The following is a 24,940-nucleotide window of genomic DNA, read 5'->3' on the forward strand; positions in this document are numbered from 1 at the left end:
TCTATAGAATCCGATCTGCGAGTGAAACTAAAGAATCTGCCAATACGTTCGCATTGAAAGGCTTTTAAGTGAAAAATATGCAGGCAAAGACGGATTCGTGTGATGGAGGAATGGATTTTCCATTCGAATGTAAATTAAGCTTAACTAATCTGATTGGTTATTGGCAAGTGCGAACAAATGATCAGAATAAATATTTGGCCTCTACTGCCGGGATCATTATGGAGCAGGTGAATGAAGCACCCGAGCTTCTTAAGCCAATAGAAGATATTTCTATATTAAATAAATATCAGGATACTGTAAACTTGTTGATGACTGCTATCTTTTCTCCATATACCGAGGAGGAAGAAATGGTGGCTGCTATTACTCCCTTCAAAAAGGAAGATGTACACAGCACTAAGGCTTACAAAGACCTAATGGTAAAGGCTGGTTCACATGATGCTCTACTTGATCCTGAAGAGATGGCCGAAATCATGAAACACAAGACCATGGCGGCTTACCTGGCCATTATGGAAATGTACTATGGTGTTTCTATAGAGTTGCACAAAGACATCATTTATACACTTCACGACCACAGAACAGGCCTAAAACAGTACTACAAGATAATTATTAACCCTAAGTTTTGTGAAATAGTCCTTAAAGGTGATTTACCTGAGTTGAGTGATGAGCAAATCAAATTGCTCACTGACAACATTGACAATTTGGATGTTTGGAAAACCCTACTCCCTACTGATCTTTTTGAATTTCAAGGACTGGTTGTATTCAAATTGAATGAGGTCACGAAAGACGAAGTGTTATCAAGAATCAAGGAAAACTTACTTGAAAAAGATAGTATTTCAGATGAAAAGAGCTTTGCTGACTTGGAGCAAAAATTCAGATCACTTTTACAGTTGTCAGACCTTAACCTGGGCATTGCCGGATATCAAAAAAGCAAAAACCGATTTATTAATTTCGGAGGCGGAACTCGGCGTAGTATTTTGATAGGCAAAAAAGATAAAATCGAATGCGAAGAAGCTAATAATAGCCTGTTTGATCGCTTTGCGAGGCAAAGAGAACCAATGATAGTAGAAGATATGTCTACTTGCTGCAATCAGCTGGAGCCGCAAGTCGACAGCCTAATGGAGGAAGGCGTACAAAACTTGATTCTCAATCCATTGTTTTACAACGGAGAGTTTGTAGGCCTGCTTGAGCTGGCTTCGCCCAACAAGGGTGACCTAAATGCATTGACCTTAACGAAAATAAGAAATGTACTACCGTTGTTTGCTATAGCAGTTAAGCGTAGTTCAGATGAATTGGAAAATAGCATTCAGAATTTAATTAAAGAAAAATACACCTCCATTCATCCTACAGTAGAGTGGAAGTTTAACAATGCCGCGCATGAAATGCTTGATCAGATTTCTCAGCAGAAGAGTACTGTTGCGCCGCAAATTGTTTTCAACGATGTTTATCCCTTGTATGCAGCATCTGATATTCGAAACTCTTCGGTAGAAAGGCATCATTGTATTTATAAAGACCTGATGCGGCAATTGCAATTGGCAAAAAAGGTGTTGTCAAGAGCTATGGAATTAACCAATTTACCAATTCTTGACGAGACTATTTTCAGACTGGAAAAGTTCAGAAAGAAAATAAAGAACAAATTAGTTACAGGCGACGAAACCATAATACTTGAGTTCCTCCAGGAGGAGGTAGAGCCGATCATAAGAAACATTGAAACTGGTCATGCGGGTGATAAAGAGTTTTCCAGGGAATACTGGGAAGCACTTGATTCAGAGATTGGTGTTGTATATGATCATAGAATGAAATTTGAAAACAGCTTGACTTCCATTAATGACGCAATTGGGAGCATTCTCGATGAGGAGGAAAAAAAGGCACAAATAATGTTTCCTCATTATTTCGAAAAGTATAAAACTGATGGAGTGGAGCATAACATTTATATTGGTGCTTCTATGGTCGAAAATATGGAGTTCGACGAGGTGTACTTGAGAAACCTGAGACTCTGGCAATTGGTGGTGACGGCAGAAATTGCTAACAGAACTGCTGCAATGATTCCGGAACTCAACATGCCGTTAGAAACTACACACCTGATATTGGTTCATTCCAACCCATTGTCCATTAGATTTAGGCAGGAGGAGAAAAAGTTTGATGTAGACGGCGCCTATAATATTCGGTATGAGATAATCAAAAAACGGATTGATAAGGCTGTTATCAAAGACTCTGATGAAAGAATCACCCAACCTGGAAAAATTGCAATAATTTATTCGCAGGAGAGAGATGCCGAGGAGTATAGGAGGTATATCGTTTATCTTAAGAATAAGGGTCTGTTGACCGGTGAGCTGGAGCAATTTGAGCTAGAAGAGTTGCAGGGTGTAAGTGGACTGAAAGCACTTCGAATAGCGGTTAATACTGAATCTACATCTATTATTGACGAGGTTAAAAAATTACTCGAGGTGGTATAACAAAAAAATCCAGCCGAAGGCTGGATTTAATATCTTGGAAGAAGCTACATTTTAAGCTTCTTTTTCTTCTTTTTTGTTGGTGTTTCTAAAGTCAATAAATGAAATCGCCGCGGCAAAGCTCGCAAGGACGATCACAATATTTACAAACAAATCAACTCCTGAAGTAACCGCTGGATTAAACATAATCTTAGTTCTTTTAAATTAACACTGCGAAGATAAATAAGAATCCGTTCAACTCAAAAGTTCCTTGTATCTATAGCAGTCGAGGGTGTGATCATTGACCAAACCTGTAGCTTGCATATGTGCATACATGATGGTACTGCCCACAAACTTGAATCCTCTTTCTTTCAAATCAGTGCTAAGGGCATCAGATTCAGGAGTGGTGGCAGGCACATCTGTCTTTTTGGCCCAATGACCAACAATCGGCTTATGGCCTACGAAAGACCAGATATATTTAGAAAATGTTCCAAATTCTTTTTGAACTTCAATAAACCTGATGGCATTGTTTACCGCAGCCCTAATTTTTTGTTGATTGCGGATAATCGCTGGGTTGGCAATAAGAGATTCTATTTTGACCTCGTCAAATTTTGCTACTTCTTTCACATCAAAATTGGCAAAGGCGCTACGGTATCCTCCTCTCTTTTTAAGAACCGTACTCCAACTCAAACCAGCCTGAGCACTTTCCAATATCATAAACTCAAAATGAATCCTATCACTATGCGAAGGAACTCCCCATTCCTCATCGTGATACCTTTCATATTCCTCAAAATGGCCGATTGCCCACTCACACTTGACTTTGCACATACAGTAGAGATTATTTCCAATAAAATTAAGCGGAAGTGTATCAATTTGGCTATTTTTCAGCGTTGAATTTTACAACAGAATAATAAAAAGCTACTCATTGTCCGCATACATCAAGTCACTTATCGTATTCCTTTTTCTAGTCATTGGTGTACCACAACATCAAGCAGTATTGTTGGCTCAATCGTCCGGTGAGCAATGGTTGGATATGAAAGACCTCGATATTCAGCCACATCTTCCAAAGTATCTCTTGTCTAGAAAGTCTGCCGTTTTTGTGTCTGTTCCCAGGTCAAAACAAAATCCAAGTATTAGGGAAGATTGGAAGAAATTGTCTGAAAAGGTTCATCGGGCTTTTCGAAGAATGAAGATTGACGCCATAGCTTATTATTACCTGGATGACGTATTTGCCAGCCCAGATGTCAATGAATCATTTGCCAGAGACATGGAGAAGCGTGAAATTAAATACATCGTAGTGCTTGAACAAGGCGCACCAAATGCAGCGGGTGTTGAGTCTTTCTCAATTACCATTACAGCATTCAATGACAAGAAGTCCTTTATTTCAGAGCGACAAAAAGCATGGCAAGTGCAGGGTCCCGTACTTGACGTGTTGTTGAATGAAATGAGAAAAGATGTTTTTAGGGCAGAAATGGTTGTGGAAAATTACCTGATTCCTGACGTGCCTGAGTTTTTCACCAATACTAAAATTTTGGAAGGTAAAAGAATACCTACATATGCCATGGATTTGAAAGTAGATAAGCTGGTGGTTCCGAAGTTTCAAAAGTATCAAATGGAGGATAGCACGTCTTTGGATATGGAGACAAGAGAAACGATTGAAGCTTACAATGATGAAGTGGACCGTAAAAACAAGAGGCTTGAAGAAATCATGCTCGGTTATCCACTGCAATATGTGTTCTCTGAAAGTATGTCAGATGATGACATTTATAACCAGGGTCATCAATTTGCACTTCACATTATTTTAGGAACGGGCAAGACTGTACGACAAATGTTAAACTACGATACTGATCCTTATGAAACCGACTATGTCACTATCAAAGCCGGCAGTACCCTGAGCACGTTGCCGGTAGAAGCGGTAGTGTACAAATACTATGTCAAGCATGTCTATACCAAGGATGTTTATCTTGGTTCAAGATGGGACGCCGACCTCAACTGGGAGCAGGCTCTTGAGAATTTCATATTTCATATGAAAGATGTCCTAAAGGCACAATAACTAAGGGTTCACAACGTGAAAGACATCTTTTCATTTGGTCCCAAAATTTGCGATTGAACAATATTAAACCCTATATTAGCCTAATCATAGGATGCGTGAAAAGAGCAGAAATGAAGATTAGATGTGCTTTAGTTTTTTTTGTAATTATGTTTTCGCTTCATGCGAACGCACAGGAGATACCGATTCCATTGAAGGTGGGGGACGAAGCGCTCAACTTTGAAGGAATAGATCAGAACGGAGATTCATTTGAACTTTATGAAATCCTAAAGAAGGGCCCGGTCGTATTGATGTTTTACCGTGGGTTTTGGTGTCCACACTGCAATAAGCAACTGTCTCAGATGGAAGACTCTCTCGATTTCATTACTCAAAAGGGAGGAATTGTAGTAGCTGTCACACCCGAAAAACCAGAGAGTGTAGAAAAGACTATTGATAAAACTGGAGCATCTTTTAAGATCATTCATGACAAAGATTTATCAATCATGAACATTTACCATGTCGCTTTTAATCTGGAAGAGGCCATGTTAAAAAAGTACAAAAAATGGGGCATTGATGTTGTTGAAGCGAACGGTGACAACGGCCCGAACCTTCCTGTTCCAGCCACCTATATTATAGGTCAGGACAGACAAATATTGTATACTTTTTTCGATCCCGATTATAAGAAGAGAGCAACCGTAGGTAAAATTTTACAGAATCTTTAAGTTTAATGCACTATGCTAACACCACTACAAATAAAGAAACTAACACATTTTTTCAACATCCTTGATTTTGACAAAAATGGATCTATCGAAGCAGATGATTTTGAGGCGATTGGAGAAAACCTGGCCATCATTCGCGACATTGACTTGGATACTCCTGATTATGAAATTGTTATGGGGATGACCAACGGCATCTGGGAAAAGCTGGTACCGTATGTTGAAAATGGGCAAGGTACTCAGCAACAATGGTTGCAGTTTATGACGGTGTTGCTTGACCCAAAGAACTTAGAGACTTATAAGAAATACCTAAACAACTTTGTTACAACATTGTTTAGGTTGTTTGACATCAATGATGATGGATTTATCTCTCAAACCGAGTATATCGATCTGTTCATCGGTATGAGGATAGAGGTACGTTTTGCTCCAAAGGCATTCAGAAATTTAGACACAAACCAAGACGGGCGTCTTTCGCATGAAGAGATGGTACGCTCGGTCGATCAATTCATGAGAAGCGACAATCCAAATGCCGCAGGTAATTGGTTATTTGGTGGATGGGAAGAGAGCAAAGTATAATTTAAAACCCGTCGTCCTCGTCTTCGTCTAACTCTTCGAAAGTATTGTAGTCTTCTTCCACCGGAGCATCTTCATCCGAATTATCTGTGCCGTCTTCAATGGTGTCATAAATATCTTCTTCCAGATGAGTTTCTTCCGGATACTCGAGACTGTAAGCCTCGTTGATTCCATAATATTTGTTGCGGAAGTCATTTACAAACTTCAGAACCTCAAATTCGTCCCCTACTACTGTCCCATATTCTCCGAGACCCGCGGTACTGATCGTGGAGTTTTCTGCAACAAAATTATTGAAATCGTTGTTTGAGGAGAACATCATCAAACGTCCGTGTTCGTAGCTGAAAAAATACCAGGTCGATGGCGCGATTTGTAAGAATAAATGAACTACGTCTTCTCCTTCGTCGGATTTCTTTATTTCCAAAAACCCATCTGAAAGTGCGTTAATGTCGGTTTGTAGGATATGAGAAAGCCCCATTTTAGAGGTATTATAGAAACCTCGATGTCTATGAGACCATGCTAGATTTACATTAGAAATAAAAAGTGTTTTTGTCACCTTTGGTGAGCTCTCGGCCAATGCCATGTACTCATTCATTGAGTTGTTTTCGTAATTTTTTGTGGCAGGATCACCGATCATATCCGCTAGCTTGTACATCAATTCGATGTTATTGCCATGTGCTACATCCGGACCAATTTGTGCTACTACGTCAGTTATGTTTGCTGTCATTGCAGTAATCACCGTTGGATGGAGTTTCATGTCCAAAGCCAGCATGGCATCCATGAAATAAGTGTTAGAGTCAGGTTTCGCAAAACCAAGAACTGTTGCATCAAGAGAAAATTCAGTTTTGTTCTTTATGAAGGAAACAGGACCCTCATACAAAAGCTGTTGCGTGTCGTCATTATAAATAAAACTTCTGCCAGCATAGCTCTCATTAAGCGTTTTTGCAGGATCTTCAATTCGAAATTCAGCCAATGAGTCGGTATATGACATAATTCCACCGGCTTTGAATAGGTATTCATCAATATCACGGGTTTTATTATGAACGAAGGCCATATAAGGTTCATATGTGAGGCTGTTGTACAATAATCCAGCGACAATGGGTTGCCCGGTGGTTGTAGTAGCCGTATCTATATCAATGATTACTTCATCTTGACCCTGCGGAACAGAGTAGTTGACCCAGTAATCAAATTCACCCAGGCTCTTAATATCTGGTTTGACCTGACCCTCCATTTCTAGATTCTTGCGATCAGCATACATGGTTACATCACCAGCAAAATAGAAGCCTGGTGATGGCTGAAGCTTTTGAGACTCAAGCACAGTTCCACCGGATACCGTCATGCTATCATATTCATTTTTACCAATTTGGAAACCCTTTAACTCGAAACTGTCGAATTTAATAGCGAATGTATCCTCAGCAGCGTTCACAAGTTCATAGGTAGCATGTCCTTCGAATTTCTTACTAGAAATTACAGTGATATTGCCATCAAACAAGTTGTGGTATCCGTTGAGCGTATCAATTTTGAGTTTAGCATTTTCAAATGGACGTAGAACGGCATTCTCGTAGATGGTAGTTTCGTTGTTGTCTGGGATGATTTCGGCGTCAGCTACTTTAATATAGGGTATTCCCTGTATATTAAGTTCGTAGGTGTTGATGTCATAAATTGCATTGGTGGCATTAAAAGCAAGAGAATCCAATTCATCACGAGTAGTATAGAAATAGGAAGACATGATATCTACTTCCTCAGGCTTGGTCATCGCTATTTGGGCCGAATCCAGATACCAGGTAGCCTCCGTAATAGAGGTTTTCATTTGAGCGTAAGGAAAACTGATGGCAGCTACCCCCTCCTGCTCAGGTCTTACCTCTGCAATATTATCGATTAGGTCGAAGTCCAGTGCGATGTCATCCCCCTTCATAGCGGGTTTGTCAGGATTGTCGGTCAGGATTTCAAATTCAGCATGCCTACCGGAATATTCGTATTGGCTAAAATGAAATTCATCAGAGATCGATTTCGAACCTCTGGATAGCATTTCTCCTGATCCATAAACACCTCCAGCTGTAATGTTGGCTTTCCCGTCAAGTGAGGCTGTGGAGTTATAGAATTGAAATGGCTCATTTCTATTGGCAATGTACATACTGTCTTTGAGAGGCAACCAAAGCATTTTGTAGTCAGCCAGAACTGCTTCAGGATATGAGGCTTGGTCCAATTGCCCTTCCCGAATGACTCCCTCCTGGCCTACGGCAGAGACAGAATCCATATAAAAAATGAAATCATCGGAGTTTACCGTAGTAGTTCTATAGTCTATTCTTCCATCTGCACGTAGTCCGTCTGCGTTTAGTGAAAGGCTGTCATACAAGATTCCTTCACCACCATATAGTGCATAGCCATCTTCTGGAATTACATGCTCGAAACCTAATGACCTATCAGGCATGATCACAAGGTTTTCGGCAATTGGCGCAATAATTCCGCCGGAGAAAAAGGTACCCTTAAAGGCTATACCTGCAGGGTCGTCACGGTTGATGCTATCCATTTCAAACGGAGGGACGACAAAATAAACAGACTTATCGTAGGCGCCATTCAGGATATCGGGACCGTCGAAATATACGATAGCCTCAGAGTCAGAAACGAAGAAAGGATACTGAGCGAATCGCCGAACTCCGGCCTTATTCTTTGGGTGGTTGATGTATAGTGTGCCAGAAGTTTGGGTAAGATGATTACTCAAGGAAGTCTTGTGTTCTCCGCTTTCCTCATGAAAGTCTACTTGAATTCTGATAGAGTCGATGACTGGCATCTGAATCAAATATTCATCATAGTTGAAAAAGAAATCTTGACCCCTGTACTTAAAGTCGCCTGCATTAACTCCACCGCTAAATTTCATGTTTTTATCCTCTAGTAATGTGACCCTACTTGAATCCGGTGTAATTCTAACGTCTTGATCTGGAGTGACCACAATTCTGCTTACACCTCGTACCTCCATTTCACCTGTTTCAAAATTCAAGGATGCATTGGATCCCTGAGGATTTAGAGATGAGATGAGAATATTATCAAAGTCCTTTTGCTTAGAGTAAGCCATGACATAATGAAAGGCCTTGCGAAGAACAGTAATCTGATTAGTCTCTTCATCTAAAAGGATATAGTTGTTTTGTTTAAGAAACTCCATAGCGGCACGAGCCAATTCAGGCTTAATTCCGAAGTGATCCTGCATTTCGATCAAATTGTATTCCGGCCCTTGTACTAACCTGGCGAATTCAACAACTGCCCTTACCGGGTGAAATTCGAACATGCCTGTCATTTTTTTATAACGAAGCGGATTGAAATATTCTTCAGATTCAAAAAGAGCAGGAACTCTGTTTTTGGCATTCAATATAGAGATGTCAATGCTGTCTGCTTCCAGGTGCCATTCAAGCATGTCAGCTTTAAACTCCAATTTGAAAAAAGAAGAGTAGTAATAGGTGTTCTTGTAATCCCCCTGATCTTTAAGCAGTGTTAGTTTTGATATCCCCTGATCATAATCAAACCGCACAGAGTGGTGGTAGATGGAATCTGTGCCATGATAAAGTGCAAATGATATTTTATCCGAAAGTATCAAAGAATCCTCGAAAACGTATTCTACGGCTTTTGCTATGAAAGAACGACCTCTGCCATCCGCGACCTCTATTGTAGATTGGTCCTTGGAAACTGAAGTCCCATATTTACGAGCACCCTTCATGGCAAATCCCCCTTTGTATTTTAGACGTTCACCAGGTAAGCTCAATTCCAGATCAGAATAATGAGAGATAAATTGTGGATAAACCTTCTCCTCATGATCCAGGCGTCTTCCACTTTTGAAATAAAATGCTCCTGGGGCGTCTCCGCTGAACAACTCCGGATACCTTAATTTGGTTCGCGAGGTTTTTAGTTTTGGGACGCTAACATCGAATGAATAACCTTCGAGCAAAATAACTGCACCGTCAGTTCCTTTCATATCATCAGGCCAGTCCAATTCTCCTGATGTACCGACAAATACTTGATCTTTAATCAGGAAAGTGCCAGAGGCATTTGTGACCGTTAATGTGTCATACGGCGTGGCTATTTTAAAATCGATGCCTGTAAGTTGTAATACAGGGCCAGCAAGAATTGGGTCCTTATCGTCGGCTTGCATTTGAGCAACCAAGTCTACCTTTTCGAGTGAAAAACTCTGACGTTCCAAGACCAATGGTTTTTTAACTTCCTCTTCTTTTAAAGGTTCTTCTTGATAGTCATCCGAGTTACCGAAGCTGTCATCATTTCCCCAGCTGTCGTCGCTACCCCAACTATCATCAGACCCCCAACTGTCATCACTGCTGCCCCAGTCATCATCAGAAGCCCAGTCGTCAGACCCGGCATTTTCTTCTATAATTTCTTCATCCTGTACGTCTAACAGTTCCTCTTCTGAGATAAATTCGTCATCTTCTTCCTCAGTTTCTTCGCCTGAGGATTCCTCGGGTTCAGGTTGGGATTCTTCTAATAGTGCAACCTTATAAGACCCTCCAGATGTGGAAAGTTTGTTGTAATGTGAGTGGTAGAGCGCCCCTCTAGCGAAGAAAAAAGTAAGTGTCTTGAAGAAATCAGACACATCATCTTTGTCGTAGCGATCAACAGCATGGTGACAAACATCCAGAATGCTCGATAACTCCGCAGGATTGGCACCTTCTTGTGTTAGTGCATAGGTGATTAAGCTAAAGAAGTACTCATGATAAGGCTGTGTTCCAAATCGTCGATCCTCCATTTTTCGACATAATTCGATGATAGAAGCCTTCTGCTCGTCAGAAATACTTGAAGTCCAAGCATTACGAAAGTCATAAGATACTTTTTCAGCAGATTCTGTCCCGATGCCTGAGATATTTTTCACCACGTCTTCTACAAACTGATCTGGTTCTGGCGAGAACCTGAAATATTGTGCTTGTGCCAAACCTGCAGAAAGTGTAAAAAAAAGAAGAAAGTATATTCGCCTGTACAAGACCATCCAATGCTATTCTGAATCAACTGCTAAAGATAGTAAACCGATTGTGATATGCTATGCGCTTTATCAGTATTTGCTGAACTTCAATGCTGTCCAGTTGTCTTTTATAACTGATTTTTCAAGGTAAAGATTATATGAATCCGTACTATTTTTAATGTCCTCAATGTCTTCTTCATAGAAGCCGCTTAGATAAAGCTCACCGCCCTTTTTCAACAATTGGGCATAATAGGACATTTCTTCTAACAATACATTCTTGTTGATGTTTGCAATCACCACATCATAATTGGTCTTATTAAGTGATAATTTGTTAATAGCACCTTTATGATAATTGATGTTCTGAAGCCCATTGAGCAGAAAATTCTCCAGACCATTTTCCACACACCACTGATCTATGTCAGTGGCTTCTATATACGATGCGCCTAGTTTGGAGGCCATAATGGCCAAAATACCGGTGCCAGATCCCACATCGAGTACTGATTTTCCATTGAAGTCTCCGTCCAATTGCAATTCCAGCATTCCCTGCGTGGTCGCATGGTGTCCCGTTCCGAATGACATTTTTGGTGTAATCACAATTTCATAAGTATATGAATCATCAGGCTCATGAAAAGTAGCGCGCACTCTGCAGCGGCTGTCTACAGCAATAGGATCGTAATTTTTCTCCCATTCCTCATTCCAGTTTTCCTTCTCGATAGTTTCAATTTTGTATTCGATCGAGGCAAGCGCACTGTATCTATTTACCATTTCGCTAATGGCATGACCAGAGTATCTTTCCGTAAGAATGTAGGCATCCAGGCCCTTATCTGTTTCTTCAAAAGTGTCAAAGCCCATTTCGGCAAGTTCGGCCGTCAGGATATCAGCAAATTCACGGTTAGTTTGGAATATAATTCTTGTAAATGTCATTTATCTGTTGCAGCCAGCGAAGGATTCATAGTCGGTGTAGTAAACCGAAAAGTCTGCCAAACTCCTGTCTTTTTCAAAGTATATGTAAACATCAGCAAAATCTCGGTCATCCACAAAAGACCAGTGACCTACCTGATCTGCATACAAGGAATTTTCCTCTTCAAAGATAATAATGTCAGCAAAGGCTTCGGATTCATCTTCATAGACTTTGAAATGGGCATATCTGGGGTTGGGTTCGATATACACCTTGCCGTAAATTTCGCAAGGGTCTATTTGAGAGAAGCCTTTGGGTTCTTTGTTCCAAAGTAGAATGCTCAATGAAAGAATAAATGAAATCATAGCGGGTAAATGTTGCTTAATTCAATACTTAAAAAGAGTTGACAATAGCGAGGAAATCATCGGCGTTCAAAGATGCTCCACCAATCAACCCACCATCTACATCAGCTCCAGCAAATATTTCCTGTGCGTTAGAAGGCTTGCAGCTACCTCCATATAGTATTGGGCAGGTATCTGCTAATTCCTGTCCAAAATGGTCGGCTAAATGGTTTCTTAGTTCAGCGTGCATTTCTTGCGCTTGTGCAGAGGTTGCTGTTTTACCCGTACCAATTGCCCAAATCGGCTCATAGGCAATTACGGTTTTTGCAAAATCATTTGCTGACAGATGAAAGAGACTTTCCGTTAATTGTTGTTTTACATATGCGTAGTGCTCCTCTTTTTCGCGGATTTCCAACGGTTCGCCACAGCAGAAAATTGGTACCAGGTTGTTTGCGAGAGCTAAATCCAATTTGGCCGCCAATTCCTGATTAGTCTCGTTGAAATATTCACGTCTTTCGCTGTGCCCCAGAATTACGTAGTTGACGCCTGTTGATTTAACCATCTCGGCAGAAGTCTCCCCGGTATAGGCTCCTGATGCTTTGTCACTGCAATTTTGAGCAGCTACCTCAATACCTTTTTTTCCAACGATGGACTCGGCAAGTTTATTCAAATGGATAAACGGAGTACCTAATACGATTTGTGCCTCTTCATTCCCGGTGGCTTTTTCTAAGACCTCTTGGGCTAATTTGATACCTGCCTCGAGGTTGTTGTTCATCTTCCAGTTTCCCGCTACTATTTTCTTTCTCATTGTGTGTTTATTAATAAATATGAATTTTCGCTGAACAAAGTTGCAATAATTATGGCATTAATTGATAATATTTCATCATTTTAGCGTATTGATTGAATTTGCACGTTGTTGGATTTGATCAATACAGCACAAGATCCAAAACATTTTTCTCGAATTTTTAATCCTAGATTCTTATGGATAAAAGACATACCTATGACTTTGGTGTAATTGGCAATTGTGCTTACACCGCTCATATCAAAAAGGACACAAACATCTCATGGATGTGCTGGCCTCGGTTCGATAGCAGTTTCATTTTTGGTAAATTAATCGACGATCAAAAAGGAGGCGAATTTTCAGCACTTCCTGCAGAAGGCGAATTTTCTTCCAAACAATATTACCTGGAAAATACGAACGTGCTCTGCACTGAAATAGAGTGTGCTACCGGAAAATATAAGGTGACAGATTTTGCTCCCAGGTATTTGCAACATGAGCGGAGCTATAAACCGCTAATGCTGATTAGAAAAATCGAGCCTATCTCTGATCATCCAAATATCAAAGTGATATGTGATCCTGTTGGTGACTATGGCGCCATCCGTCCAGAAAAGAGTATGGGTAGTAATCATATCAGATACATCGGACTGGAAGCGCAGGTGAGGCTGACTACCAATATTTCTTTGAACTATTTGATCAATGATCAGGATTTTGTGCTCAACGAAACCAAATACCTTGTGCTGACTTTTGGTCCACCAATGGAGGCTGACCTAAAAGAAACCTCAGAGCTGTTTCTTGATCGCACCGTCAACTATTGGCACAAATGGGTAAAGACTGCGAGTATTGTCAATTTTTATCAAAAGGCTGCCATTCGATCGGCTTTGATACTGAAAATTCATCAGTATGAGGATACCGGAGCCATAGTGGCTGCCACTACCACGAGCCTGCCTGAATCCCCAGGCTCTACACGAAACTGGGACTATCGCTTCTGCTGGATGCGGGATACTTTCTACACGCTCAATGCCTTCAATAACATAGGTCACTTCGAAGAACTGGAGAAGTATTTTCATTACATCATGAATATTACCAGTGGTGAGAATGACAGGTATCAGCCACTCTTCGGAATAGGAGGGGAAAAGGATTTGATAGAAATTGAAACTAGTCTGAAGGGCTATCAGGGAAATCAACCAGTTCGTGTGGGTAATCAGGCCTACGAGCACATCCAGAACGATGTGTATGGCCAAGTGCTCCTTTCTTTACTTCCGTTATACTATGACCAGCGGATTATTTTTACCGAAAGGTTTGATTCTGGCGATTTGATATTTAAGACGTTAGGCTTAATTGAAAAAACCATGGAGCAAACGGATGCCGGGCTTTGGGAATTTCGAAACCTGAGTCAGCATCATTGTTACACCTATCTTTTCCATTGGGCGGGTAGTTTGGCCGCTGAGAAAATAGCGGTAGTGCTCAAGGATGAGAAGATGGGCAATCTGGCTAACAAACTTGGAAAAATTGCTAAAGGCAAAATAGAGCAGTGCTACAGTGCCAGCAAAATGGGTTATAGTCAGGCGATAGGAACAGACCGAATGGATGCCAGCTGCTTGCAGCTTATCAACATGAACTATTTGGAGAATGATTCGGAAAGGGCCAAACAGCACCTCATAGCCATGGAAAAAGATCTGAAAGCTTCTAATGGTTTATTCTACCGGTATAAGCACCAGGATGATTTTGGAGAACCGGAGACTACTTTCCTGATCTGTGCCTTTTGGTATGTGGAAGCATTGGCTTGTGTAGGGAGACTCGATGAGGCCATCGAATACTTTGACAATTTGGTCGGTTATTCTAACCATGTTGGCCTCCTTAGTGAAGATGTAAATGAAAAGGATGGAAGCATGTGGGGCAACTTTCCGCAGGCATACAGTCATGTAGGTCTGCTTAATGCTGCGCACAGAATCGCCAAAAAGTTGGACATGCCTGATTTTAGGTGATAATGGTTACTCAGATAAGATTGGCAAATAAACTTTGAAGGTAGTACCCTTTCCTTCTTGGCTTTCTACTTCTACTCTACCATTGTTGAGTTCTACGAATTCATTGACAAGGGTAAGGCCAAGACCAACCCCTTTTTCACCTTCTGTACCCCAGCGACTCCGCTCACCTTTGAAATCAAAGAGGTGTGACATTTTTTCCTGGGGTATGCCGATACCGGAATCCTGAATGCTAATCACGGCCATAGTTATTTCGTAGGAGAGAGTTATCTCTACTTTCCCTCCTTCCGGTGTAAATTTAATGGCGTTGCTAATCAAATTTCGAATAATGGTAGACACACTATTTTTATCTGCCTGAATAGTGACTTTTTCTTTTACCTTCTTGGTAAGCTTTATTTGCTTGGCAGCTGCCAAATTTTGCATAATGCCTAAATTGGAATTACAAAGTTGATGCAGTTTGATCTTCTCTGGCTTGTATGGCATTCGACCTTGTTGGCTCATCGCCCATTCCAATAAATTGTCCAATAAGCTGGATACTTCGCTAGTTGAAGTGTCAAGCATTCGGCCTAGTTTGAGTAGCGCCTCCTTATCGTCACTTTCTACAAGCAATTGAATCAGCTGTGACACCCCATGGAAATTACTAATAGGCCCACGGATATCATGAGAAATGATGGAGAAGAACTTGTCTTTAGTTTGGTTCGCTTCCGCCAGCTGATTTCGCTGTGCGGTAATAATCTCTCGACGCTTTTTCACTATACGAATGGCACGCACTTTCACCCGATATATCTTAAGTAAAGCATACATAAGAAATAGCACCAGTACCAAGATCACGATCACACTCCAAAGTACGATCTGATTGTTTCGAGCTTGTTCGTTGAGCAAATCGACTTCTGTTTGCTTGAGATCTACTTCTGCTTGTTTTTTTGATACCTCGTACTCAGTACGTAGGTCAGCCATTTTTCGAATGACCTCATCATTATTGATACTGTCACGATAGGTAATGTATTGACTTTGATAGTTGTAAGCTTTTCTGTAGTAGCCTTGGGTCTGGTAGAGTTCTGATAGTTTGAGGCTTGCGTCTCTGATTTGCTCTTTAAGGCCTTCTTCTTGACCGATGTTTAGTGCGCTGTGAGCGTAGTTTAGTGCTTTTTTTAGATCGCCTCGTTGTTCATAGATGTCCGCGAGTGAAATTTGATATATAGCTATTGGGTCGAAATCGCTTAATTCTTCCAAAACTTGGATAGCTTCAACTATATTTTTTTCTGCTTGTTCATTTTTTCCTTGTTTAGCAAACACTAAGCCTTTGTTTCCTAAGGTGTAAGCTATTCTTGATGTGAAGTTAATTTTCCTAAAAATGCTTTCAGCCTCGTCAAAATACAACATAGCGGTATCAAGTAAATCATGGATCCGATAAAGTTCTCCTGTATTAAGTAAAACACTGCCCAGCCTTATGGAATCGTTTTCAGATCTTAGGATATCAATACTCTTATTGTAGTATAACTTCGAGTTGTCAAAGTTATCTTGCTTTCTATATACCTCGCCTAGGTCGAGATACACAACTGCCACGCCCAATTCCAACCCAATATTGGAATAATGAAGACCCGCTCTCAGATAGTAATCAATGGCACTAGCCAAATTACCTTTTGATCTTTTTCCATTACCTACATTTCTAAGGCTTTGTGCTAGCAAGCGTTCATTGCCAATCCTTTTTGCATAAATAATTGCTTGCTCGGCGTAAGAAATTTCCCTATCTGGGTTTGTTGAGTTGAACGAAATTTTATTCAGTAGTGCGCAAATAGTAGAATCTGACAGATCATTTCTTGAATCTACAACATGTATAAGACTATCAGCCAATGACTGATCCTGCCCTTTTACGCTGTAAGAAAAATAGCCCGCAAGAATGCAGGCTATCAATGTTATTCTATATTTAATTTTAAGTATCAAGGTCCCTCGACTTTCACTTCTGGATCTAAGGTGAAATCCCCCTTTCCTGGTACATTCACTTTGATGGTAAAGTACTCAGTATCTTTCTGATTTCCACTTATAGTAGATCTCCACTTGGGTGATTTTGGAAGCGGCTTCATTACACTCTTGCACACTCCTCCTGGAGGTGCAGGTGCCTCTTCAAATGAAACAAATGAAACACCAGTCTTACCATCTTTTTGAGCGATCTCAAAAGTGACTTGACCACCGTTGTTAGCGACAATCTCGAAAGTGGCGCTGTCATCGGGAGTTATGTCATGATCATGATTAGTGTCTGTCAACACGATCGTTGTGTCCACGTTAGCTTGGGTAATGGTTTCGGTATCCACCGTCACTGTAACCGTAATGTTCTTTGGTTGCGGCATAATTATTCTTTGCTTTTAAAGTTAAAAAAAATGATTGAGAACAGGTGGAACCCTAATATTAAACAAAGCCCTTGAAAAACAAAGCAGATTGGTTGAGATGAAATCACGATTCTTGTCAACTCTTTCTTTAATGCAATAAAGCCTACAAATTGTGCAAAATAATGAAGGCTAACGATTTGACGAAATCCTGCCTAAATTATTTACTTTTTTCTCCAGATTTGGATAAAAAAGGCATCTGAATTGATTGTTGGTTACTTCAAATACTCGAAGGTCCCGTTTTCAGTTTCGATGGTTGCCTTGGTTTTTTCGGCTGATTCCACTCTGCCGATTATTTGAGCGGCCACTCCAAAAGATTCCGATACTTGAATTAAGTCCTGAGCGATTGCTTCTGGAACATAGAGTTCCATTCGATGCCCCATGTTGAACACCTTGTACATTTCTTTCCAGTCTGTGCCGCTTTCCTGATGGATGAGTTTGAACAGCGGAGGAATTTCAAATAGATTGTCCTTAATTACATGTACATGATTTACAAAGTGCAAAACCTTAGTTTGAGCTCCGCCGCTACAGTGAATCATACCATGAATTTGATCCCTGTAATTTTCCAACATTTGTTTGATGATAGGGGCATAGGTACGTGTTGGTGAAAGCACGAGCTTACCAGCATCCAATGGTGATCCCTCTACTGGGTCCAGTAAATCTTTAGATCCGGAATAGATTAAATCGCCCGGAACGGACGGGTCGAAACATTCCGGATATTTCTCCATATATTTTTTGGCAAATACGTCATGTCTGGCGGAAGTAAGTCCATTGCTTCCCATACCACCGTTGTATTCACTTTCGTAGTTGGACTGTCCGTAGGATGCGAGTCCCACGATTACGTCACCCCCTTTGATATTTTCATTGGTAATGACATCGGCTCTTTTCATCCTGCCGATGACTGTACTATCAACAACCACAGTTCTGACGAGGTCGCCAAGATCTGCAGTTTCTCCTCCTGTTGAGCGGATATCTACACCGTTGTCGCGCAGCATCTGTAACACCTCTTCGGTGCCTTCAATGAGTGCAGTAAGCACTTCTCCAGGAATCAGATTTTTATTTCTTCCAATGGTAGATGACAGCAAGATATTGTCTACCGCTCCTACACATAGTAAATCATCGGTATTCATGATGACAGCGTCCTGAGCGATTCCCTTCCACACGGACAAATCTCCGGTCTCTTTCCAATACATATAAGCCAATGAAGATTTAGTGCCTGCACCATCAGCGTGCATGATGTTGCAGTAGGCCTCATCTCCAGCTAGCATGTCAGGGACTATCTTGCAGAAGGCATTGGGGAACACACCTTTGTCAATGTTTTTGATGGCATTGTGGACGTCTTCTTTGGAGGCTGAGACCCCGCGCTGCATGTATCTTTCGTTCATCACGAATGGTATTTAGGATTCGAGCGCAAAGCTAATAAACTCTTATCTCGGATACTTCTTTTTCGATTGACAGATTTATCGTTCCTATAGCTTGCCGTGTGGAAGACGATTTTTAACCCAGGTTATTAGCATTAAGCTCATTTATAATGCAATTCAGCTAAAAATTGGTTTCAAATAATTAAAAGAATATAAATTGAAAATTCATAATTATTGAAACCAATGTAGTCATGTTTAATAAAATAGAAAATCTAAGTGAATACTTCCTGGCCTATGAAAAGAGTGTGGCCAATCCTGAAGTTTTTTGGGAGCGGGTGGCCAACCAATTCTATTGGAGGAAGAAATGGGACAAAGTAGTTGAGTATGATTTTGAAAAGGCCCACGTCGAATGGTTTCAAAATGCTAAACTCAACATCACAGAGAACATTTTAGAGCGACATCTTTATACCATTGGCGATAAGCCTGCTATTATTTGGGAACCAAATGACCCAAAAGAAGAAGGGGTGACGCTGACCTATCATCAGCTTTTTGAGAAGGTATGTCAGTTTTCTAATGTGTTAAAAAACAACGGCATTGAAAAAGGAGACCGTGTGATTATTTATATGCCAATGATTCCTGAGGCTGCAATTGCCATGTTGGCTTGTGCACGAGTAGGCGCAGTACATTCTGTGGTATTTGCCGGGTTTTCTTCTTCTGCACTTGCAGATAGGATCAATGACTGCCAGGCAAAAATGGTACTGACTTCAGATGGAAATTTCAGGGGAGCTAAATCAATCCCTGTAAAAGCAGTGGTAGACGAGGCACTTGAAAATTGTACGACAATAGAGAAAGTAATTACTGTCAAACGGACAAAAACAGAAGTGACCATGAAAGCTGGGAGAGATCTCTGGTGGCATGAGGAGACAGTCAAAGTAGATACACAACACAAGGCTGAAGAAATGGATAGTGAAGACATGCTCTTCATTTTATATACATCAGGGTCAACGGGTAAACCAAAAGGGGTGGTCCATACTACTGGTGGTTACATGGTGTACAGTCAGTATTCCTTTCAAAACGTATTTCAATACAACAGTGATGATGTCTATTGGTGCACAGCAGATGTAGGCTGGATCACGGGGCATTCTTACATCGTCTATGGGCCACTTTTAGCAGGAGCTACTTCAGTGATGTTCGAAGGGGTGCCTACCTATCCGGATGCTGGTCGCTTTTGGGAAGTGGTGGACAAGTATAAGGTGAATCAATTTTATACCGCACCCACGGCTATCAGAGCACTACAAGCTTTTGGTCTTGATCCTATTGCACCATATAAGCTAGATTCTTTGAAGGTATTGGGTACGGTAGGCGAACCGATCAATGAAGAAGCCTGGCACTGGTATCACGATCATATTGGCAAGGGCAAATGTCCTATTGTTGATACTTGGTGGCAAACAGAGACTGGGGGTATTATGATATCACCTTTGGCCGGATTGACTCCCACCAAGCCAGCTTATGCAACGTTACCTCTACCGGGCATTCGACCCGTGATTGTGGACGGAGAAGGTAAAGAATTGAAGGGCAACGGAGTACAGGGGAATCTTTGCATCAATTTCCCCTGGCCATCTATGATTCGAACCACTTATGGTGACCACGAACGCTGTATCAACACCTATTTCTCTACCTACAAGGGCATGTATTTCACAGGAGACGGAGTAAAAAGAGATGAGGACGGTTACTATAGAATTCTCGGTCGAGTAGATGATGTGATTAACGTATCCGGACACAGATTAGGGACTGCGGAGGTAGAAAATGCGATCAATGAGAATCCATTGGTGATAGAATCTGCCGTTGTTGGCTATCCACATGACATCAAAGGTCAGGGTATTTACGCTTATGTGATCTGCGATATCGAAGGACGAACAGAAGGGAGCCTTAAGGATGAAATCAAAGCCACGGTGAACAAGATTATCGGGCCGATTGCTAAGCCTGACAAGATTCAAATTGTGCCTGGCCTACCCAAAACGCGATCTGGTAAGATCATGCGGAGAATTCTCAGAAAAGTGGCAGAAAATGATACCTCAAGTTTGGGAGATACTTCTACATTGCTCAACCCTGAGGTGGTAGATGAGATTATTAAAGGGGCGCAGTAGTGGCCCGTTCTTAAATAAAAACGCTTCCAAAGTTCAAAACTTTGGAAGCGTTTTTCATTTTATGATTCTTAAACTTTTACCAGCTTCCACTTGCCTAATCTAAACCAATAGATACAGGCCGCAGCGTGAAGCGCAAAAGCTATTGCTACCGAAATCATTGCACCTAGAAATCCATATTCCAAGTGAATGGCCAATGCATAGGCCAAAGGAATCTGAATAAACCAGAAGAATATGATATTCATTACCACTGGTGTTTTGGTATCACCGGCACCATTGAAACCTTGGCTGATCACCATGCCGTAAGCAAACGTGATGTAGCCTACACAAATTACCCGCAAGGCCAGAGCCCCATAATCTCTCACCACAGTTTCATCTGAAAATAGTCCGACAAATTCGTGTGCGAACCAGAAGAATATGATGGATACAACAAACAAGAAGGCTGTATTCAGATGCGCTGTTTTCCACACTGAGCTTTCCGCCCTTTCTGGTTTTTTTGCGCCCAAATTCTGACCCACAAGTGTCGCCGCTGCATTGGCCATTCCCCATGAAGGCAAAATGGTGAATACGATGATTCTAAAAGCAATCGTATAACCTGCCAGTGCAGCACTTCCAAATTCGGAAATAATCCTTACCAGGAATATCCAGCTAGCAGACTCGATCAAAAACTGACCCATGCCTCCCGCGGCAATGTTAAAAATACTACGAACAGTATTCCATCTGATTTTCACATTTTCGATCGTCAATTTTATAATCCGTTCCCCACCGAATAGCCCAAGCAGCTGATAAAATACACCTACAGAACGTCCGATAGTAGTGGCTATCGCTGCGCCTTCGACTCCAAAGCCAGGAATTGGCCCCAAGCCAAAAATGAATAAAGGATCAAGAACGATGTTGAGCCCATTGGCAATCCAAAGTGAGCGCATGGCCATAGAAGCGTCTCCTGCACCTCGATATATACCATTGATAAGGAACAGGAGCATGATACTGGCATTTCCGCCTAACATAACTCGTGTGTAACCAGCTCCTTGAGCAATTAATTGCTCCGAACCACCCATGATTCGCAGGATGTCCTCGGCGAAAATAATACCGAAAATACTTATTACAACTGATAGTGAAGCAGCAATCAATATAGCTTGAAAAGCTGCATTTCCTGCTCGTTTAGGGTCTTTTTCGCCAATACGTCGTGCTACTACTGCAGTTGCGGCCATACTCAGACCAATGGCGATAGAGTACACAATCATGACTACAGATTCAGTAAGACCCACGGTAGCTATGGCATCCACGCTTACCTTGGCAACGAAAAAGACATCAACCACGGCAAATAAAGATTCCATGATCATTTCCAGCACCATAGGCACAGACAATAGAAATATCGCCTTGTTGATGCTACCGGTAGTGAATTCTGTTTCTTCGCCTTTTAGAGCAATAAGAAAATATTTATAACCTTTTCGAAGGTTTTTGAGCAAACTTGTCATTATTAAAGAAGTAAAGTGTTGATTAAAAGAAAATTAGCTGGGGTCTAAGTGGCCTTAGACTAAGGTGCAAGCCGGTGCGGCTATAAACGCTATGGTTTTCTTTTGTAACTTCATGATGGTGCTAAGGTAAATCTAATTTTGTTTAATCCAACTATTTGAATTTATTTTTGTTCTGTTACAACCACTTAATGACAAAATGTGTTTAAATGATAAGATGAATTCGACAGGTAAAATAATCGACTAAATTAAGTGTATGATTATGCCATGGAGATTCTAGGTAACGAGTAAAAATCAAATTAGACTACATGAAAATTTTAGGTTTTGCATTTCTAATCTTGGCTATTGCAGGCTGTAATGATCCTGGTCTGGATTGCTGTGCAGGACCAACGGAGGTTAGCCTTGGTGAGCCATTTTCAATTACAGAGGGAGAAACGGTTGATGTAGCAGCATCCATAGTTAATATTAAATTCACCCAATTGGTTAGCGATTCACTTTGCCCGGAAGATGTGGAATGTGTGACCCAGGGTACTTTAGCCATAGTGATCAACATAAATGGTACGGACAAAAATCTCTCAATCGGAGATGCAAATAATCCTCAGACAGAATACAAGGAATACATCATTGAACTACAAAAACTTATTTACCCGACCAGTCAAGATGAAAAAGCCAACATTAACTCGACCTACGCTGTTCAGATGACAATCACCAGACAATAGCTGTACAAAACCACCCTCAACGAGTTTGCAATTACCTTTTTATCTCAACCCACTTCTTTCCAATAGTGCATCAACAGTTGGTTCCTGACCTCTGAATCGCTTGTACAATTCCATAGGATGCTCACTTCCTCCCTTCGATAATATATTCTCTTTAAAGGAATCAGCTGTGGCTTTGTCGAATAGTCCACGCTCCTTAAAAACAGAAAATGCATCGGCATCTAATACCTCAGCCCATTTATAACTATAGTAGCCAGCAGCGTATCCACCCTGAAAAATGTGACTGAACTGGGTACTCATGCATACACCTGGAATAGGGTTGAATAACTCCGTTTTTTTCATTGCTTCTTGTTCGAAGGCCGCTACATCAGAGACAGCAATATCGTCGTGGGTCAAAGAATGCCAGGCGATATCCATCAAACCAAAACTGATTTGTCGTACGGTCTGATAAGCTTCATGATAATTAGATGAGGCTTTAATCTTTTGTATTAAGTTCTCTGGTATAGACTCGCCGGTTTCATAATGCATAGCGAACAGATCCAGGCACTCTTTTTCCATGAGCCAATTTTCAAGAATCTGAGAAGGTAATTCTACAAAGTCCCAGTATACACTTGTTCCGCTCAAGGAATTATACTTTCCATTTGCCAGCATTCCATGGAGGGCATGACCAAATTCGTGAAACAGTGTTTCAACTTCGTTGTAGGTAAGTAGCGATGGTTTAGATTCAGTTGGAGGGGTAAAATTACAGACGATTGAGACTATCGGTCTTTGGTCTGTTTCGTTTTTCCACTGACCTCGGTATGAGGTCATCCAGGCTCCTCCTCTTTTGCCTGGTCTCGGGAAGAAGTCTGCGTAGAAGATCGCAATATGTTTGCCTGATTGGTCTTCAACTTCATAGGCCTGCACATCTTTATGGTATACAGGAATTTCGTCATTCTTTTTAAAAGATAGACCGTACAATTTTTTAGCTACTTGAAAAATACCTTCTACCGCCTTTTCCATTCGAAAATAGGGTCGTAGCATTTCATCATCCAACTGATACTTTTCATTCTTCAGTTTTTGAGAATAAAACGCCCAGTCCCATCGCTCCAGCTCTATATCGTCGCCAAGCTGTTTTACATAGTCTTTGAGCTCTTCTACCTCTTTTTTAGCCTTTGGTAATGCCTTTTCTAAAAGGTCATTAAGAAAGTCAAGTACCTTTTTTGGCTTTTCAGCCATTCGTTCTTCGAGTACATAGTCTGCGTAGGTATTGTACCCTAGCAATTCGGCTATTTCGTATCTAAGTTTAATTATTTCTTTTACGATTTGCTGATTGTCTAAATCATCTCCTTTAAATGCCTTAGACATGTACGCCCTATACATTTTTTCTCTGAGGCCACGATTTTCTGCATATTCCATAAAAGGGAGAAAACTAGGAGCCTGTAAGGTAAAGAGCCACATACCCTTATGACCCTTTTCTTCTGCTGCAAGTGCAGCGGCATCAATAGCTCCTTCCGGTAATCCAGCTAAGTCCGCCTCATTTTCCAGTATAAGCTCGTAGCTATTGGTTTCGGCCAATACATTTTCACCAAATTTAAGCGAGGCCATAGCCAGGGAGTTGGATAGTTCTCTGTATTTCTTTTTGTCCGCTTCATTGAGATTAGCTCCACTCCTGACGAAACCTAAATAAGTCTTTCTCAGGAGCATTTGATCTTCTTGGTCCAGGTTCAAAGTGGATTTGCTATCATAAACAATCTTTACCCTTTCAAACAATTTGGCATTTTGCATGATTTCATTTCCAAATTCTGTGAGCAATGGAGAAAGCTCGTTGGCCAGGGCTTGCATCTTATCTGAGGTTTCGGCAGAATTGAGATTAAAGAATATTTCTGCTGCCTGATCTAAATCTCTGCCGCCTCTTTCTAGTGCAACTATTGTGTTTTCAAAATCTGGCGTATCCTCTGCCTCGGCAATAGCCTTGATCTCGCTGCGAGATTTTTCAATTAGCTTCTCTATTCCAGGCTTATAATGTTCTAACAGGATTTGCGAAAATGGGGGAACGCCAAAAGGAGTGTCAAAGGATTGTAATAGTGGATTGTTATCGGCCATAGAATTTCAATTAAGCGTCGGCAAAAATATATGAATATAGAATCAAAACTGGTACGATAAAGATCAAATAGA

Annotated in this window: 18 protein-coding genes; 7 read left to right on the top strand and 11 right to left on the bottom strand. The window is 41.0% G+C overall.

The window, feature by feature from the left end:
• Positions 1-68 precede the first annotated feature (68 nt).
• Complete coding sequence (locus ABJD64_RS02145; protein ID WP_348195227.1) at positions 69-2,453, top strand: GAF domain-containing protein; 2,385 nt, start codon at positions 69-71, stop codon at positions 2,451-2,453.
• 51 nt (positions 2,454-2,504) lie between these two features.
• Here ABJD64_RS02145 and ABJD64_RS02150 read toward each other — a convergent pair whose 3' ends face one another.
• Positions 2,505-2,636, bottom strand: coding sequence for a hypothetical protein (locus ABJD64_RS02150; protein ID WP_348176935.1), 132 nt, complete (start codon positions 2,634-2,636; stop codon positions 2,505-2,507).
• Positions 2,637-2,684: 48 nt separating this feature from the next.
• On the bottom strand, positions 2,685-3,257 hold the full coding sequence (locus tag ABJD64_RS02155; protein WP_348176937.1) for a DNA-3-methyladenine glycosylase I: 573 nt from the start codon (positions 3,255-3,257) through the stop codon (positions 2,685-2,687).
• A gap of 97 nt (positions 3,258-3,354) precedes the next feature.
• Between ABJD64_RS02155 and ABJD64_RS02160 the strand changes: the two genes are divergently transcribed.
• From ABJD64_RS02160 to ABJD64_RS02170, 3 genes are all read left to right on the top strand, one after another.
• On the top strand, positions 3,355-4,482 hold the full coding sequence (locus tag ABJD64_RS02160; RefSeq protein WP_348176939.1) for a hypothetical protein: 1,128 nt from the start codon (positions 3,355-3,357) through the stop codon (positions 4,480-4,482).
• A 95-nt stretch (positions 4,483-4,577) separates the two neighbouring features.
• Positions 4,578-5,180, top strand: a complete 603-nt coding sequence (locus tag ABJD64_RS02165) for a peroxiredoxin-like family protein (RefSeq protein ID WP_348176941.1) — start codon at positions 4,578-4,580, stop codon at positions 5,178-5,180.
• 12 nt (positions 5,181-5,192) lie between these two features.
• The gene (locus ABJD64_RS02170) at positions 5,193-5,750 is read left to right on the top strand and encodes an EF-hand domain-containing protein (protein WP_348176943.1); all 558 of its coding nucleotides are present in this window, start codon (positions 5,193-5,195) and stop codon (positions 5,748-5,750) included.
• 1 nt (position 5,751) lies between these two features.
• Here the strand turns inward: ABJD64_RS02170 and ABJD64_RS02175 are convergent, their stop codons facing one another.
• The 4 genes from ABJD64_RS02175 to tpiA all read right to left on the bottom strand — a co-directional run bounded on the left by ABJD64_RS02175 (position 5,752) and on the right by tpiA (position 12,748).
• Positions 5,752-10,722, bottom strand: a complete 4,971-nt coding sequence (locus ABJD64_RS02175) for a hypothetical protein (protein WP_348195230.1) — start codon at positions 10,720-10,722, stop codon at positions 5,752-5,754.
• 69 nt (positions 10,723-10,791) lie between these two features.
• Positions 10,792-11,625: a 50S ribosomal protein L11 methyltransferase gene (prmA, locus tag ABJD64_RS02180; protein WP_348176947.1), complete on the bottom strand. Its 834-nt coding sequence runs from the start codon at positions 11,623-11,625 to the stop codon at positions 10,792-10,794.
• Positions 11,626-11,964, bottom strand: a complete 339-nt coding sequence (locus tag ABJD64_RS02185; protein WP_348176949.1) for a DUF6150 family protein — start codon at positions 11,962-11,964, stop codon at positions 11,626-11,628.
• A 28-nt stretch (positions 11,965-11,992) separates the two neighbouring features.
• The gene (tpiA, locus tag ABJD64_RS02190; protein WP_348176951.1) at positions 11,993-12,748 is read right to left on the bottom strand and encodes a triose-phosphate isomerase; all 756 of its coding nucleotides are present in this window, start codon (positions 12,746-12,748) and stop codon (positions 11,993-11,995) included.
• A gap of 173 nt (positions 12,749-12,921) precedes the next feature.
• Between tpiA and ABJD64_RS02195 the strand changes: the two genes are divergently transcribed.
• Positions 12,922-14,706: a glycoside hydrolase family 15 protein gene (locus ABJD64_RS02195; RefSeq protein WP_348176953.1), complete on the top strand. Its 1,785-nt coding sequence runs from the start codon at positions 12,922-12,924 to the stop codon at positions 14,704-14,706.
• 6 nt (positions 14,707-14,712) lie between these two features.
• On the opposite strand, the gene ABJD64_RS02200 is transcribed toward ABJD64_RS02195, so the two are convergent.
• From ABJD64_RS02200 to ABJD64_RS02210, 3 genes are all read right to left on the bottom strand, one after another.
• Complete coding sequence (locus ABJD64_RS02200; protein ID WP_348176955.1) at positions 14,713-16,617, bottom strand: tetratricopeptide repeat-containing sensor histidine kinase; 1,905 nt, start codon at positions 16,615-16,617, stop codon at positions 14,713-14,715.
• A gap of 26 nt (positions 16,618-16,643) precedes the next feature.
• Positions 16,644-17,051 (bottom strand): hypothetical protein, encoded by a 408-nt coding sequence (locus ABJD64_RS02205; protein WP_348176957.1) that lies wholly within the window; start codon positions 17,049-17,051, stop codon positions 16,644-16,646.
• A gap of 251 nt (positions 17,052-17,302) precedes the next feature.
• Positions 17,303-18,472, bottom strand: coding sequence for an AIR synthase related protein (locus ABJD64_RS02210; RefSeq protein ID WP_348176959.1), 1,170 nt, complete (start codon positions 18,470-18,472; stop codon positions 17,303-17,305).
• Between the two features lie 227 nt (positions 18,473-18,699).
• On the opposite strand from ABJD64_RS02210, the gene acs reads away from it, so the two are divergent.
• Positions 18,700-20,595 (top strand): acetate--CoA ligase, encoded by a 1,896-nt coding sequence (gene acs / locus ABJD64_RS02215; RefSeq protein WP_348176961.1) that lies wholly within the window; start codon positions 18,700-18,702, stop codon positions 20,593-20,595.
• A gap of 68 nt (positions 20,596-20,663) precedes the next feature.
• On the opposite strand, the gene ABJD64_RS02220 is transcribed toward acs, so the two are convergent.
• Positions 20,664-22,070, bottom strand: coding sequence for an MATE family efflux transporter (locus tag ABJD64_RS02220; RefSeq protein ID WP_348176963.1), 1,407 nt, complete (start codon positions 22,068-22,070; stop codon positions 20,664-20,666).
• A 305-nt stretch (positions 22,071-22,375) separates the two neighbouring features.
• Here ABJD64_RS02220 and ABJD64_RS02225 point away from each other — a divergent pair, with 305 nt between their 5' ends.
• The gene (locus ABJD64_RS02225; RefSeq protein WP_348176965.1) at positions 22,376-22,786 is read left to right on the top strand and encodes a hypothetical protein; all 411 of its coding nucleotides are present in this window, start codon (positions 22,376-22,378) and stop codon (positions 22,784-22,786) included.
• Between the two features lie 39 nt (positions 22,787-22,825).
• On the opposite strand, the gene ABJD64_RS02230 is transcribed toward ABJD64_RS02225, so the two are convergent.
• Positions 22,826-24,868, bottom strand: a complete 2,043-nt coding sequence (locus ABJD64_RS02230; RefSeq protein ID WP_348176967.1) for a M3 family metallopeptidase — start codon at positions 24,866-24,868, stop codon at positions 22,826-22,828.
• Positions 24,869-24,940 lie beyond the last annotated feature (72 nt).

It is taken from the genome of Reichenbachiella sp. (assembly GCF_039944555.1).
Taxonomy (GTDB): Bacteria; Bacteroidota; Bacteroidia; order Cytophagales; family Cyclobacteriaceae; genus Reichenbachiella.

Coding starts and splice junctions, on each gene's coding strand:
- ABJD64_RS02230 (WP_348176967.1), bottom strand. CDS start 24,868: ATGGCCGATAACAATCCACTATTACAATCCTTTGACACTCCTTTTGGC.
- ABJD64_RS02150 (WP_348176935.1), bottom strand. CDS start 2,636: ATGTTTAATCCAGCGGTTACTTCAGGAGTTGATTTGTTTGTAAATATT.
- ABJD64_RS02225 (WP_348176965.1), top strand. CDS start 22,376: ATGAAAATTTTAGGTTTTGCATTTCTAATCTTGGCTATTGCAGGCTGT.
- ABJD64_RS02205 (WP_348176957.1), bottom strand. CDS start 17,051: ATGCCGCAACCAAAGAACATTACGGTTACAGTGACGGTGGATACCGAA.
- ABJD64_RS02185 (WP_348176949.1), bottom strand. CDS start 11,964: ATGATTTCATTTATTCTTTCATTGAGCATTCTACTTTGGAACAAAGAA.
- ABJD64_RS02195 (WP_348176953.1), top strand. CDS start 12,922: ATGGATAAAAGACATACCTATGACTTTGGTGTAATTGGCAATTGTGCT.
- acs (WP_348176961.1), top strand. CDS start 18,700: ATGTTTAATAAAATAGAAAATCTAAGTGAATACTTCCTGGCCTATGAA.
- ABJD64_RS02170 (WP_348176943.1), top strand. CDS start 5,193: ATGCTAACACCACTACAAATAAAGAAACTAACACATTTTTTCAACATC.
- prmA (WP_348176947.1), bottom strand. CDS start 11,625: ATGACATTTACAAGAATTATATTCCAAACTAACCGTGAATTTGCTGAT.
- ABJD64_RS02210 (WP_348176959.1), bottom strand. CDS start 18,472: ATGAACGAAAGATACATGCAGCGCGGGGTCTCAGCCTCCAAAGAAGAC.
- ABJD64_RS02220 (WP_348176963.1), bottom strand. CDS start 22,070: ATGACAAGTTTGCTCAAAAACCTTCGAAAAGGTTATAAATATTTTCTT.
- tpiA (WP_348176951.1), bottom strand. CDS start 12,748: ATGAGAAAGAAAATAGTAGCGGGAAACTGGAAGATGAACAACAACCTC.
- ABJD64_RS02155 (WP_348176937.1), bottom strand. CDS start 3,257: ATGTGCAAAGTCAAGTGTGAGTGGGCAATCGGCCATTTTGAGGAATAT.